This window comes from bacterium (genome assembly GCA_040757115.1).
Lineage (GTDB): Bacteria > UBA9089 > CG2-30-40-21 > CG2-30-40-21 > SBAY01 > JBFLXS01.
In genome coordinates, this window is record JBFLYA010000026.1 from 1 (window position 1) to 14,244 (window position 14,244).

At 39.5% G+C, this 14,244-nt stretch carries 9 protein-coding genes; 7 read left to right on the top strand and 2 right to left on the bottom strand.

The annotated features are described in order from the left end of the window. Positions 1 to 398: 398 nt before the first annotated feature. From AB1422_03495 to AB1422_03515, 5 genes are all read left to right on the top strand, one after another. Entirely contained in the window at positions 399 to 3,719 is a 3,321-nt protein-coding gene (locus AB1422_03495) for a two-component regulator propeller domain-containing protein (protein ID MEW6618407.1), read from the top strand. Beyond that, positions 3,719 to 5,278 (top strand): hypothetical protein, encoded by a 1,560-nt coding sequence (locus AB1422_03500; protein MEW6618408.1) that lies wholly within the window; start codon positions 3,719 to 3,721, stop codon positions 5,276 to 5,278. The genes AB1422_03495 and AB1422_03500 overlap by 1 nt, the downstream gene beginning before the upstream one ends. 55 nt (positions 5,279 to 5,333) lie before the next feature. Continuing rightward, entirely contained in the window at positions 5,334 to 8,453 is a 3,120-nt protein-coding gene (locus AB1422_03505; GenBank protein ID MEW6618409.1) for an adenylate/guanylate cyclase domain-containing protein, read from the top strand. Positions 8,454 to 9,186: 733 nt separating this feature from the next. Next, the gene (locus AB1422_03510) at positions 9,187 to 9,336 is read left to right on the top strand and encodes a hypothetical protein (protein MEW6618410.1); all 150 of its coding nucleotides are present in this window, start codon (positions 9,187 to 9,189) and stop codon (positions 9,334 to 9,336) included. A gap of 196 nt (positions 9,337 to 9,532) precedes the next feature. Continuing rightward, positions 9,533 to 11,869: a tetratricopeptide repeat protein gene (locus AB1422_03515; protein MEW6618411.1), complete on the top strand. Its 2,337-nt coding sequence runs from the start codon at positions 9,533 to 9,535 to the stop codon at positions 11,867 to 11,869. Positions 11,870 to 12,132: 263 nt separating this feature from the next. On the opposite strand, the gene AB1422_03520 is transcribed toward AB1422_03515, so the two are convergent. Next, positions 12,133 to 12,495 (bottom strand): GxxExxY protein, encoded by a 363-nt coding sequence (locus tag AB1422_03520; protein MEW6618412.1) that lies wholly within the window; start codon positions 12,493 to 12,495, stop codon positions 12,133 to 12,135. Between the two features lie 143 nt (positions 12,496 to 12,638). Between AB1422_03520 and AB1422_03525 the strand changes: the two genes are divergently transcribed. Continuing rightward, positions 12,639 to 13,070, top strand: coding sequence for a hypothetical protein (locus AB1422_03525; protein MEW6618413.1), 432 nt, complete (start codon positions 12,639 to 12,641; stop codon positions 13,068 to 13,070). Positions 13,071 to 13,473: 403 nt separating this feature from the next. Further along, the gene (locus tag AB1422_03530; GenBank protein MEW6618414.1) at positions 13,474 to 13,926 is read left to right on the top strand and encodes a hypothetical protein; all 453 of its coding nucleotides are present in this window, start codon (positions 13,474 to 13,476) and stop codon (positions 13,924 to 13,926) included. Here the strand turns inward: AB1422_03530 and AB1422_03535 are convergent. Further along, complete coding sequence (locus tag AB1422_03535; GenBank protein MEW6618415.1) at positions 13,913 to 14,083, bottom strand: hypothetical protein; 171 nt, start codon at positions 14,081 to 14,083, stop codon at positions 13,913 to 13,915. The two genes, AB1422_03530 and AB1422_03535, sit on opposite strands and share 14 nt — an antisense overlap. Positions 14,084 to 14,244 lie beyond the last annotated feature (161 nt).

Consider the following 14,244-nt stretch of genomic DNA (forward strand, 5'->3'; position numbering starts at 1 on the left):
ACTAATAATTAATTTTTTAATTTTATTTTCAACCCCCACCCCCCAATCTTGGGGGCTTTAATAAGGAATTAGGATTGTGGCATTCAAAATGACCAACAATATATATTATACGAGGACGATGAAAATGTAGTTTTGTAACTCAAGCAATTACAATAACTTACGAACATTTTCAGGGGAAACGCTCATGAGTCTGCGACTCACAAATGACGATGAAAATTAATGGGACGCAGATTTACAGGATTTACAAGATAAAAACATCAAGAAACTCTAAGAAAATAACTATAGAAATACAATAATAAAAAATTAATTTTAATCCTGTTCATCTGCGAAAATCTGCGTCCCATAAAATTAGAACCTGAAACACTGTAGATTGCGGATTAAAAAAGAGGTAAGGCTTGATGAAAAAGATGAATAAAACAGAAATAAAACTTGAGCTGAAGGAAAAATGGCAGACTTTTACAGAATGGTATGGATTGGCTGGTAATGCAATCTTTTCAATCATAGAGGATAGGCAGGGCAACTTATGGTTTGGAACTAATGGAGGGGTAACGATGTATGATGGGAAGGATTGGAAAACTTGGACAACCAGGGATGGATTGGCTAGTGATGCAGTCCGGTCAATCATAGAGGACAGGAAAGGCAATCTATGGTTTGGAACTTGGGAAAAAGGGGTAAGCAGGTATGATGGAAGAAAGTGGAAAACCTTTACAGAAAAGGATGGATTGGCTCATAATTGGGTCACTTCAATCCTAGAGGACAGGCAGGGCAATCTATGGTTTGGAACTGATAGAGGGGTAACGATGTATGATGGAAGGAAGTGGAAACCCTTTAGGAAAACCTTTACAGAAAAGGATGGATTGGCTAGTAATGCAGTCTGGTCAATCATAGAGGACAGGCAGGGCAACCTATGGTTTGGGACCACTGGAGGGGTAAGTATGTATGATGGGAGGAATTGGAAAACCTGGACAACCAAGGATAGATTGGCTGGTGATAGAATCCTTTCAATCCTAGAGGACAGGCAAGGCAACCTATGGTTTGGAACTTGGAGAGGAGAGGTAAGGAGGTATGATGGGAAGGATTGGAAAACTTGGACAATCAAGGATGGATTGCATAGTAATAAAGTCCATTCAATCCTAGAGGACAGGCAGGGCAACCTATGGTTTGGAACTGATAGAGGAGAGGTAAAGAGGTATGATGGAAGGAATTGGAAAACTTGGACAACCAAGGATAGATTGGCTAGTAATGAAGTCCGGTCAATTATAGAGGACAGACAAGGCAATCTGTGGTTTGGAACTGATAGAGGGGTAAGTATGTATGACGGAAGGGATTGGAAAACCTGGACAACCAAGAATGGATTGGCTGGTAATATCATAGAGGACAAGCAGGGTAATCTGTGGTTTGGAACTTGGGGAGGAGGGGTAACGATGTACGATGGAAAGGAGTGGAAAACCTGGACAACCAAGGATGGATTGGCTGGTAATATAGTCCTTTCAATCATAGAGGACAGAAAGGCTAATCTATGGTTTGGAACTTATGGAGAAGGGGTAAGCAGATACACCCCAACCCATATCCTGGCAAAGGGCTACATGGATGATAACAAAGGCTTGCTTTATCCGGTTATCTACCAAATATTTGAGGAGGCAAAAGAGCCTTCCTCTTCTCTCAAAGACCTTTGTGAGCTTTACCAGCAGGAAGGCAATCAACAATTTGTCAATATCCTTAATGTCTATTACCAACTAAGCTTGTTTACAGAGACCAGCAGAGTAGGTGGAATGATTGCCAGACTAACCCAGAATCCCAAACCTATTCTATCAAGGCTGGTTGAGATACTTGCAGAGGCTAAAGGGCTTCCTCATGGTGATGAGGTTTATCTTACCTACAAAGTCTTCTATCAGCTTACCAATTGCCGGGCAATTGAGGATATTATCATCACCAGGGTTGATCTAAATAAGCTGTTTAAATGTGAAGATGTATTGCGGAAAGGGACAATGAATGCTTTCAAGGGATTGAATGAGATTATAGAAGCCCTATCTAAGTATGAAGAGGTAGAAGAGGTTGAGGCTAAATCAAGCTATCTTACAGGTTCAATAAGTTTATGTGAGGAGGCAACAAGGTTTGTTGATAAGGGGGTTTTAGAGCCAGAAAGGACACTTTTGCTCTATCTCCTTCCCCAGATTAGGGAAATCATTGGAAGGGCACTTAAAGCCCTTACCGGAAGGGCAGAGATTGTATGTGAGCTTAAGACAAAAGAGATGCCATTCAGGGATGAGATAGAGGTAGTCTTAGAGGTTAGGAACATAGGAAATAGTGTAGCAGATGATATAGATATTGAGATTTTAACCTCTAATGATTATAAGTTTGGGATGACGGGGATAGCTGTATCTCCTATTTCTCCCAGGAAAGCTAGACAGGTCTCCTTTAGACTTAACCCTCTGAAAAAAGGGCAAATTAGATTGCAATTCAGGATTACCTACAGCGACTTTGAGGCAAAGGGAAAGACAATAGATTTTGCTGACCAGATAAGTTTTATTGAAAGGCAGGAGACAGAATTTAGGGAGATTGAAAGTCCTTATATAACTGGTCTTCCTCTTGCTCCCCAGAGCACGCTTTTCGTTGGTCGAAGTGAAGCGTTTGACTTCATAGAGCGATACTTAAAATCGGTCTCCAAAAAGAATATTTTAGTTCTTACTGGCCAGCGAAGATTAGGAAAAACCTCTTTGCTTAATCAAGTAATCGTCAAATTTAGCTCTAATTATCTCCCTGTATTAATAGATGTTCAGGGAATAGACAGTGATTCAACAGAGGCTAAGTTTCTGCTTACGCTTTCAGAAAAGATTCAAGAGTCAGCAGAAAATCAGGGAATTGAGCTTGAGCTACCCCCAAAAGAAGAATTTTATGAAAGACCCGCTTCTACCTTTGAGCGATTGTTCCTAAAAAAGGTCTATAAGCTATTGGGAGAAAAACAAATTCTTCTTATGTTTGATGAATTTGAGAGTTTTGAAAAAAAGGATGGATTGATGAGGGAAGATATATTCGATTATCTTCGCCACTTAATGCAACATACTCAGATTTCCTTTATCTTTACGGGCACCCATCGTTTAGAAGAAATGACTGGTAATTACTGGAATGTTTTATTTAATATAGGACTTTACCATCAGATTGGGGTTTTGAAAGAAAAAGAGAGTATCTCTTTAATCGTTAATCCAACAAAACAAGCTATGACATACGATAAGTTAGCTATTGACCGGATACTCAACCTGACTGCAGGACATCCTTACTTTATCCAGCTCATCTGTGATGAATTGGTCCATTTGCATAACAGAGAAAGAAAAAGTTATATAACCATTGAAGATGTAAATAATCAACTGGCAGAGATTATTAAATCAGGCTATAATCATTTTAAATTTATCTGGGATACAACTTCAAATAGAGAAAAGCTCTTACTCTCATTACTTCCCAAACTTCTTCCAATGTGGGAATCAAAAATTACCCTGTCAAATATTATCATTGCTTTAGCCGAAAATAAAATCCAGGCTAAAAAAGAGGATGTTACAGAAACATTAAGAAATCTTATGGCTAAAGAGATTGTCCAGGATATCTCAATAGATGGCATATCCGGTCATTATCGGTTCAAGGGGGATATTTACCGGGTGTGGTTAGAAAGGTATAAAAAGAGGGCGATAGATGAAGAAAAGATTACCTGGGAGGAAAATGATTGATGGAAGATAAAGAGACCTTAAGATGGTATCTTCAAAGGAAAGACAACAAACTCTATCGTAAATTTGCTTCCATTGTTGATGACCTTAAGCCAATTCTTAATAGAGCAAACCAACGCTACTATTCTGACCATGGGGAGGAGCACTGTAAAAATGTAGAGAAGAACTTAGATGAGCTTCTGCCAAAAAAGATAAAGAATGATATGCCTCCTGAGGAAATATTCTGCCTTCTTCTTTCTATCTGGTTTCATGACATTGGTTTGATTGTTGAAATGAAAGAGGAAGAACCCTACAAGGAAAGGAGAGCTACTCATTCAGAGAGGACATACAACTATATCCATCAAAATTATGAATACTGGAGATTAGATGAGCCTTATGCTTTTGCCATAAAAGAGATATGCTATGCCCATTCGGGAAGTATAGAAAAAATGAAAGAGATTAGCCAAAGCCCAATAATTATTGGTCGTTCTTATGTCAGAACTAAGTTTTTGGCAGGACTTTTGAGAATTGCAGATGAACTTGATATTGGCTTTTGGAAGGTTCCTGCTGAATTACTAAGGCTTTGGAAGGTGCCTGAGCAAGAGATGCCTTTTTTATTGAAAGACAGGCTAACCTCAGGAATAAAGATTGACCCTGACCTTTTTGAGATTAGAATTAACTTGCTCCTGAAGGAAAAAGATAGGGAATTTTCTGATAAGATTGAAGAAATGATAGAGAAAAAGATTAAGAATGAGCTTATCTGCCTTAGGGAGACTCTTAGAGAGAATAACTTAGGCTATAGGGATGTAGATATAATTGTAACAAATTTTGGTCTGCCAAAGACTGCTATACCCGAAGAAAAACCATCGCCACCAAAAATCATACCGGAAAATCCCTATATCTCAGGGGTGCCAATAAGAGAACCAGAGGATTTCTTTGGACGGCAGGAAGAGATAAAAAGGATAATTATGCGTCTAAATAAAGGAGAATCTTCCTCTATTATTGGCCCGAGAAAAATAGGTAAGACATCCCTTCTTTATCAACTTATCCATCCTTCCAAACTAAAAGAAGAATATGGAGTAAATCCTGAAGAGTATATATTTGCTTTTATTGATTTGCAGGGGAAAAGAGAATATACAGAGGCAGAGATGGTTAATCTTTTCTCTACACAAATAGGTAGAAAAGAGAACAAAGCCTCCTTTGAATCGCTTGCAAAAGGATTGAAAGGGCTTAAAAATAATGGGCAAAAGACAGTCTTTATCCTTGATGAATTTGAGAATATGTGTGAGAATAAGAAAATAACCTCCAATTTTTATGGGAATTTGCGGTCATTGAATCAGGCATTCTTATGCTCTTATGTAACCACTTCTATGAAATCATTGGCTGATTTGACAGATGATAAAGAGATAAAAGATTCTCCATTCTTTAATATCTTTGAATCCATCTACTTAGGGGTATTGACGATGGAAGAAGCAAAGGATTTAATAGTTCTTCCTGCAAAAAGAAGGGAATTGATTTATCTAAATACTCTCAGTTTATTCTGGGTTATACGGGTTATCACCCATTTTTTATTCAAGTTTTAGCCTCTTATATATTTGATGAGAGAATTAAAGGAGAACTAAAGGAGTAAAAGCTAAAGTGGAACTAAAGGATATAAAGAGAAGATTTATGGAAGATATGGTTGGTTTCTTCCGATACGACTGGAAACACAGGAGTAGTCTTGAGAAGGAGATTATAAGGAGACTTGTGGAAAGCCCAGAGGAAGAAAAACAAAGAATTATTCAACACTATCTGGATAATCATAGAAAAGCAGTAGATGACCTGGTGCGTGGTGGATACATCATTTACGAAGAAGAAAAATATAAACTGGTGCCGGCTTTTATAGAAGGCGGCCTTGATTGGTCTGGGTATGATGAGGAAATAGATGAGAGGATATTAAAAGGAGCAGGAACAATTGAGTCACTCCTGAGAAGACGCAATGAGATTGACGAGATAATAAGGAAGGAATATAAACAGAAAATTACGGTTATGTTCACTGATATTGTTGGCTCAACTGAATATTTTCTCACAAAGGGTGATATTGCCGGAAGGGCAATGGTGCAAAGGCATAATGATATGCTTTTCCCGATAATTGAGAAACACAATGGTAAGATAATCAAGACAATTGGCGATGCGATTATGGCAGGGTTTGAGAAGGCACAAAATGGGGTTCTTGTTGCAATTGAGATGCAGAAAGCTTTAGCAAAATATAACCAAGGGGCAGAGGATAAAATCCAGATTAGAATTGGTATTCACACAGGCTTGGCAATCACTGAGCCAGATGACATCTATGGCGATACAGTTCATATTGCCGCAAGGATTGAAGCATTGGCAGAAGGTGACCAAATTCTCATTTCTGGAGAAATATTCAAAGAGATTGAGCAAGAAGGGTTTAACCTCCGTTTCCATGGCAAATACCTGCTAAAAGGGCTGATAGAAGATGTGCCAATCTATGAGGTTCTTTGGGATGAGAGCCAAAAGCCAAGGAAACCTGAGATAAAGGTTAAGCCAGAAAAAGGACAGGTTAAAATGCCTCCCAGCCTGCATAACCAACTTCCACCTGAGCCAAATTTTGTGGGAAGGGTTGAAATGCTTAAGGCGATCACAGATTGGTACAAATCCCCTGAGGTAAAGATCGGCGCATTAGTTGGCTGGGGTGGGGTGGGAAAATCGGCATTAGTCAGAAAGTGGTATGATAGCTTAAAAGAAAATAACATCCATCCGGATGGCATATTCTGGTGGGATTTCTATAAGCTCCCTTCCCTTGACCATTTCATTGCCGCATTATTTGCTTATCTCTCTCAAGATAGATTCAAACTTGATGACTACAAGACATCATGGCAGAAGATAGACAAAATAAAAGAGCTTCTCCTTGAAAGGGAATATCTCATTATCTTAGATGGACTGGAACAGATGCAAAAATCGCAAACCGGCGAAGAATTTGGTAAGATGCAGCACCCAGAATTTACCGACTTACTCAAATACATTGCTGATGCAGATTTTAAAGGCTTGTGCCTGATCACTACAAGGTTCCCTTTAACTGACATCAAGAATTACCCAGGCTATCAAAAGATTGAGATAGAGGAGTTACCAAAAGAGGATACCTGGCTATTGTTTCAAAGAATTGGTGTAAGAGGAACAGAGGATGAGATAGATGACATCTGGAAAGAATTTAAGGGCCATACCCTAAGCCTTGTTCTTTTGGCAAATTATTTAGGCCCTGGTGGTGATATTAAAAAAGCAAAGGAAATTCCTCCATTCTATTCTGACCAGAAGGCAGGGGGTAAGGCACATCGAATCCTTCTTTGGTATGATAAGCAATTAAATGAAGAACAAAGAAGATTTATGAAGATATTCTCCCTGTTTAGGGGTGCAGTCTCGGAAAGGGAGTTTAAGGAGGTATTCCAAACCAGGGTAGATTTTCATTTCCAGAGAATGCTAAATGACCTTTGCCAGAGAAGGCTCATTACCAAAGGTTCTGATAATACCTACACCACCCATCCTTTAATCAAGGGCTACTTTGAGTCTATATTTGATAAAAAAGAAAAGAAGCTAACCCATAAAGCAATCTATGAATACTTTGGAAAGAAAGCGCCTGATAAGCCTGAAACATTAGACCAGATGCGCCCCCTGTTTGAGCAGGTATATCATGGATGTTCGGCTAGACTTTATGATAAGGTGGATGAGGATGTTTATTGGGGGAAAATTCAACGGAGAGAAGAAGGTTTTCTGGTATACAAACTTGGTGTCTGGGAAACCGACCTATCCCTTGTCAGAACCTTCTTTCCGGATGGTGATCTTTCAAAGATGCCCCTTGTAAGTGAGAAGAGGGTCCGGGGCTGGTTGCTCAATGAAGCAGGACTGGCACTTCTTAATACAGGCCGGCCAAAAGAGGCAGAGGAGCTTTTCGTTCGAAAGACAAATATGCAAATCGAAGACAAAGACCGGAAAAACGCCTCTGCGGGTTATCAAAACCTGGCTGACCTCTGGTTTCGAGTAGGTAGGCTCAAGGAGGCAAATGAGAGTGCGAAAAAGGCCATTGAGATGGCAGAGAAAGCAGAGTCTGAGCAGTATATCGTAATTTCAAAAGCCTATCTTGCCTGGATACTTCATCTTGCGGGCAAGGATGAGGAGGCAGAAAAGGAGTTTCAGCAGGCAGATGAACTTTCAAGAAAGATCAGTGGGTATCAGCTTTATGCTATGCGGGGAATTTTCTATGCTGACTTCCTCCTCTCAATCAAGCAGATTGATGAGGCTTTTGAACTTACCAAAGCAAACCTTAAGATCTGCCAGAGGAATAATTTTGTAAACGAGATCTCAAGATGTCACCGCTTACTGGGTGCAATTGAAAGGATAAAGGGGAAGCAGAAGGAAGCTGAGCCCCATCTTCAGGAGGCCCTTGAGATTGCCAGAAAAGTTGGCATGCCAGAGCTTGAAATCGAAGCCTTGCTTGAGTTGAGCAGGTTGTGGTTGGATATGAAAAGATATAAAGAGGCTATCTCTCAGGCAAACCAGGTCCTGAAGCTATGTGAAAGAACAGGCTTTTTACTCTACGAACCCGAGGCAGAGCTAATCTTAGCCAGGGCATATCTGGGGTTAAATGATCTTGACCAGACCAAAACCTTCGCCCAATCCGCTTACCAAAAAGCCAGCCAGATGCACTACCACTGGCCCAGGGTTGAGGCTGAGCAGCTACTGCGAAATCTGAATCCGTGTTGATTTGTGGGAATAGAAATAGAAAAAGTGTAGCCCAACATTCTATGTTGGCGGATAGAAATGGGGGATGGACAACTCAGGATAGAATCTTGGTATGTGTTTAGCGTGAGGATATTTTTTCCCGACGCTGAAGGCGTCAAACTTCACATAACCGTAGATGCAATCTACGGAAGAAACACATACATGCACTCTGCAACCCTGAAAGGGTCGAATTTTATCCCTCGTTTAAAATTCAACCCTTTCAGGGTTGAGAAACATCGTAGATGTCCATTTCCGTAGGTTTCACCTACGGTTATGTTCAAACCTTTCAGGTTTGTATCCAATGCATAAATACGCTAAACACATACTGGGCTACCAAGCTAATGTCAAAATGAGAACCGCTTTATGCCAGCCTATAGCGGTTATTAACTGGAAGTTTACATAGGATAATACCCATAAATAAGGCATGAGAATAATCGTTCCGTTAGGAACATAATATCGGTAGAATAGATAGCTAAATCAATCAGTTCCGTAGGAACGATATATTGGTAGAAATTATATTAATAATCAGGAAGAACATCACAAAAAAAAGAGTTTCAGTGAAGAATATAAAGAATTTTTGCGAGCATTTAACATTAATTATGATGAACGATATATTTTTAAACCGATTGAATTTTAACTATCTCATGCCTACGGCATTTATGTTTGTATGATATTTATTTCTACCGATATATTGTCCCTATGGGACATTATTTGTATGATATTTATTTCTGCTCTAATAGACCAGGGTGAGGAAAAGTTGATAAAGGATTTGTTTGATTCTATGCTCGCAGGCTGGAAAAAGAAAATACTAAATATCCTGAAGAAATTTGGAGGAGAAAGGATATTAAACATCTTAGAGGAGTAAAATCCATTAAGTGTGGAGGGGAAACGCTCATGCCCACAGGAAGTGGGCACAAACGAAGATGAAAATAAGTAGTAAGCGGATTTAGCGGATTGAGCAGATAAAAAATCCGATTAATCCGCTCAATCCGATTACTAAAAAATAAAAATCTGTGTAATCTGCGAAATCTGCGGATTATTTTCAGGGGAAATAGAATACCATGAACTACAGTAAAGCATATCCATATTTAAAGGCCCTTCTGGAGGCATTGATAGAGGTAATAAAGCTAATACCAGTGGTAGGGAACCCTCTTGCTAAGTTTATCTCATCCTTATTTGAACAACTCAAGGTTTGGGACAAGAAGGAGATTAAACAGTTCGAATCTAGTCTCCACAATCAGACTCCACCTGAACCAAACTTTGTAGGTAGAATTGAGATGTTAAAGGCGATCACAGATTGGTATGGCTCACCTAAGGTAAAGATAGGCGCATTAGTCGGCTGGGGTGGTGTAGGGAAATCGGCATTGGTCAGAAAGTGGTTTGATAGCCTGAAAGAAAATAACCTCCATCCGGATGGCATATTCTGGTGGGGATTCTATCGCAATCCTTATCTTGAGCGTTTCCTTGAGGCATTATTTGTCTATCTTTCCCAGGATAGATTCAAACTTGATGACTACAAGACATCCTGGCAGAAGACTGATAAAATAAAAGAGCTTCTTTTGGAAAGGGAATATCTCATTATCTTAGATGGCTTGGAGGAGATGCAGAAATCGCAAAGCGGTGAAGAATTTGGTAAGCTGCAACACCCAGAATTTACCGACTTACTCAAATCCATTGCTGATGCAGATTTTAGAGGCTTGTGCCTGATAACTACAAGGTTTCCTTTGACTGACATCAAGAATTACCCAGGCTATCAAAAGCTTGAGATAGAGGAATTATCCAGAGAGGATACCCGGCTATTGTTTCAAAGGATTGGGGTAAGAGGAACAGAGGATGAGATAGATGACCTCTGGAAAGAATTTAAAGGCCATACCCTGAGCCTTGTTCTCCTGGCAAATTATTTAGGCCCTGGGGGTGATATTAAGAGAGCAAAGGAAATACCGCCATTTTATTCAGACCAGGAGGCAGGAGGAAAGGCGCGCAGAATGCTTCTTTGGTATGATAAACAATTAAATGAAGAACAAAGAAGTTTTATGAAGATATTCTCCCTCTTTAGGGGTGCAGTCTCTGAAAGGGAGTTTAAGGGAGCATTCCAAACCAGGGTGGATTTTCATTTTCAGAGAATGCTAAATGACCTTTGCCAAAGAAGGCTCATTACCAAAGGCTCTGATAATACCTACACCACCCATCCCTTAATCAAGGGCTACTTTGAGTCTATCTTTGATGAAGAAGAAAAGAGGCTGACCCATAAGGCAATCTATGAATACTTTGGAAAGATGGCAAAAGATATGCCAGAGACACTGGAAGAAATGCAACCCCTGTTTGAGCAGGTATATCATGGATGTTCTGCTGAGCTTTATGATGAAGTGCTTTATGATGTTTATTGGGAGAAAATTCAACGGGGACAAAAAGGTTTCCTGGTATACAAACTTGGTGCCTGGGAGACTGATTTATCTCTTATAAGAAACTTCTTCCCAGACGAAGACCTTTCAAAGATGCCGCTTGTAAGTGAAAAGAGCAAACAGAGCTGGCTGCTCAATGAAGCAGGACTGGCACTTCTTTCTACAGGCCGGCCAAAAGAGGCAGAGGAGCCATTTTTGACAGCAGTCCGGATGGGTGTTGAGGCAAAAGACTGGGAAAACGCCTCTACGGGTTATCAAAACTTGACTGGCCTCCGGTTTCGAGCAGGTAGGCTCAAGGAGGCAAATGAGGGTGCCAAAAAGGCACATGATGCAGCAGAGAAGGCAGGGTCTGAGAAGAATATCCGTAATTCAAAAGCCTATCTTGCCTGGATACTTCATCTCTTAGGTAAAGATGAGGAGGCAGAAAAGGGGTTTCAGCAGGCAGATGAACTTGAAAGAAAGATCAGTGGGTATCGGGATTACAGTATAACTGGAGTTTTCTATGCTGACTTCCTGATCTCAATCAAGCAGATTGATGAGGCTTTTGAACTTACCAAAGCAAACCTTGAGATCTGCCAGAGTGAAAATTGGCCGGATGATATCTCAAGATGTCACCGCTGCTTAGCTGCCATTGAAAGGCTAAAGGGAAACCATAAAGAAGCTGAGACCCATCTTCAGCAGGCTTTTGAGATTGCTCGCAGGGTGGGCGTTCCTGATCTTGAAATCGAAGCCTTGCTTGAGTTGAGCAGGTTGTGGTTGGATATGAAAAGATATAAAGAGGCTATCTCTCAGGCAAACCAAATCCTGAAGCTATGTGAAAGAACAGGCTTTTTACTCTACGAACCCGATGCAGAGCTAATCTTAGCCAGGGCATATCTGGGGTTAAATGATTTTGACCAGACCAAAACCTTCGCCCAATCCGCTTACCAAAAAGCCAGCCAGATGCACTACCACTGGCCCAGGGTTGGGGCTGAGCAGCTACTGCGAAATCTGTAACCGTTCAGGTAATCCTTTACCGCAGAGACGCAAGAGTTCGCAGAGAGGAAAATATCTTTTTTTTCGTGTTTTTCGCGTTTTTCGGTGTTTAAAAAGGCTTAAAAACAGTTAGTCGAAAGTAAGTATTAAAAGATTAATAAACAGGGAAAGACCCGAAATGCACAAAAAAAGGAAATTTCTGTCTCTGGTGAATAGATTTTAATTTTTTCTCTGCGTCTCTGGTAACCGTTCACCGCAGAGACACAGAGACGCAGAGAAGAAAATTAAAATTTATGGACGATACGCTTAATCCCATCCTTGAGCACAGGAACATTAAAATTGATCAACAAACCTACCCTTTTATTTATCATTTTTAAGTAGGTTAAAAGCTGTGCCTCATGAATTGGAAGTAATTGCTCCACAGTTTTTAATTCTACCACAACTTCTTCTTCAACAAGAAGATCTAACCGATAGCCACAATCTAATCTAACTCCTTTGTATCTTACAGGTAATTCAACCTGCCTTTTAAAATGTAACCCTAATATTGATAACTCATAACATAAACATTCTTCATAGGCAGATTCCAACAAACCTGCTCCCAATGTTTTATGTATTTCAATGGCTGCACCAATAATCTTTTCTGTTATCTAATTTATTTCCATGTCTTCTCTGTTCCTCTGCGTCTCTGCGGTAAATTACCACCTGAACGGTTACAAAATTTGATTGACAGAAATCAGAAACTGTGATAGAATAAACTTGTAAAGTTAATGAAATAGGAGGAATGATAAAGATGATTAAGAAAATGATAGGTGGAGTAATATGTTTCCTTATTCTTACCCCTCAAGTTTATTCCGAGGAGGTTTATAAGATAGGAATTGAAGAGCGGCTCATTCGATTAGAAGAAGGACAGAAGGCATTGAATCAGAGATTTGATGATATGAATCAGAGATTTGATGATATGAATCAGAGATTGAACGATATGATGGGGATAATGCTTAGCGGTTTTGGGGTTTTGTTGGCTGGGATGTTTAGCCTGACTGGTTTTGTCATCTGGGACCGCAGAACGGCTATTGCCCCTGTGGCTAAGAAAACTCGAAAATTAGAAGAGGAAGAAGAGTTGATAGTAAAAGCTCTTTTAGAGTATGCAAATGTTGAACCAAAGATGCAAAAAGTACTCACCAGGTTAGGGCTTTATAAAAAGGAATTGCTTATCTCAACCTGAACTTAGGTAAATAAACGGGTAACTATTCCCCACGAAGGGCACGGAGAGCACGAAGTGAAATTTGATGAATTATCGAATTCATGAAGCTCAAATATTAACATATATGGTAATACGTCAGTTATTTGGGGAAATGAACATTAACCTGCGGAGGACAAAGCAATGAAAATAGTAGGCAAGTAGGTAGTAGGTAAGTAGGAAAGGGATAAAGGATGTGCACGGTATTCCTCTTCTGGGGGCAATGTCTCCCCCTTTCCTACTCTCCTACTTCCTACTTTCAGGAGAATCCCCCATTTCACTGACTCATTACCTTACAGGTCGAAAATATTTAAAATTTGATTGACAGAAATCAGAAACTGTGATAAAATAAAATTGTAAAGTTAATGAAATAGGAGGAATGATAAAGATGATTAAGAAAATGATAGGTGGAGTAATATGTTTCCTTATTTTTACCCCTCAAGTTTATTCCGAGGAGGTTTATAAGATAGGGATTGAAGAACGGCTCATTCGATTAGAAGAAGGACAGAAGACACTGAATCAAAGATTGGATGATATAAATCAGAGATTTAATGATATGAATCAGAGATTTGATGATATGAATCAGAGATTGAACGATATGATGGGGATAATGCTTAGCGGTTTTGGGGTTTTGTTGGCTGGGATGTTTAGCCTGACTGGTTTTGTCATCTGGGACCGCAGAACGGCTATTGCCCCTGTGGCTAAGAAAACTCGAAAATTAGAAGAGGAAGAAGAGTTGATAGTAAAAGCTCTTTTAGAGTATGCAAATGTTGAACCAAAGATGCAAAAAGTACTCACCAGGTTAGGGCTTTATAAAAGGGAATTGCTTATCTCAACCTGAACTTAGGTAAATAAACGGGGTAACCGTTCAGGCTATATATCAAAAGTGTAAGAAAGGGGATAAGGAGATAAGAGTGATATGGAGATAAGATAATAGAAATAGATTGAAATTTATAGAAATAGGTAGAAATTGATTGTGGAAAACAACAAATTTCCATAAATTTCTATTAGTTTCTATTAATTTCAATTTTTTTAATAATATCTCCCTATCTCCTTAATCTCCACATCTCCTTTTGTTACACCACCTGAACGCTTACAAAATTTGATTGACAGAAATCAGAAACTGTGATAGAATAAAATTGTAAAGTTAATGAAATAG

Coding starts and splice junctions, on each gene's coding strand:
- AB1422_03495 (MEW6618407.1), top strand. CDS start 399: ATGAAAAAGATGAATAAAACAGAAATAAAACTTGAGCTGAAGGAAAAA.
- AB1422_03500 (MEW6618408.1), top strand. CDS start 3,719: ATGGAAGATAAAGAGACCTTAAGATGGTATCTTCAAAGGAAAGACAAC.
- AB1422_03510 (MEW6618410.1), top strand. CDS start 9,187: ATGATATTTATTTCTGCTCTAATAGACCAGGGTGAGGAAAAGTTGATA.
- AB1422_03515 (MEW6618411.1), top strand. CDS start 9,533: ATGAACTACAGTAAAGCATATCCATATTTAAAGGCCCTTCTGGAGGCA.
- AB1422_03525 (MEW6618413.1), top strand. CDS start 12,639: ATGATTAAGAAAATGATAGGTGGAGTAATATGTTTCCTTATTCTTACC.
- AB1422_03530 (MEW6618414.1), top strand. CDS start 13,474: ATGATTAAGAAAATGATAGGTGGAGTAATATGTTTCCTTATTTTTACC.
- AB1422_03535 (MEW6618415.1), bottom strand. CDS start 14,083: ATGGAAATTTGTTGTTTTCCACAATCAATTTCTACCTATTTCTATAAA.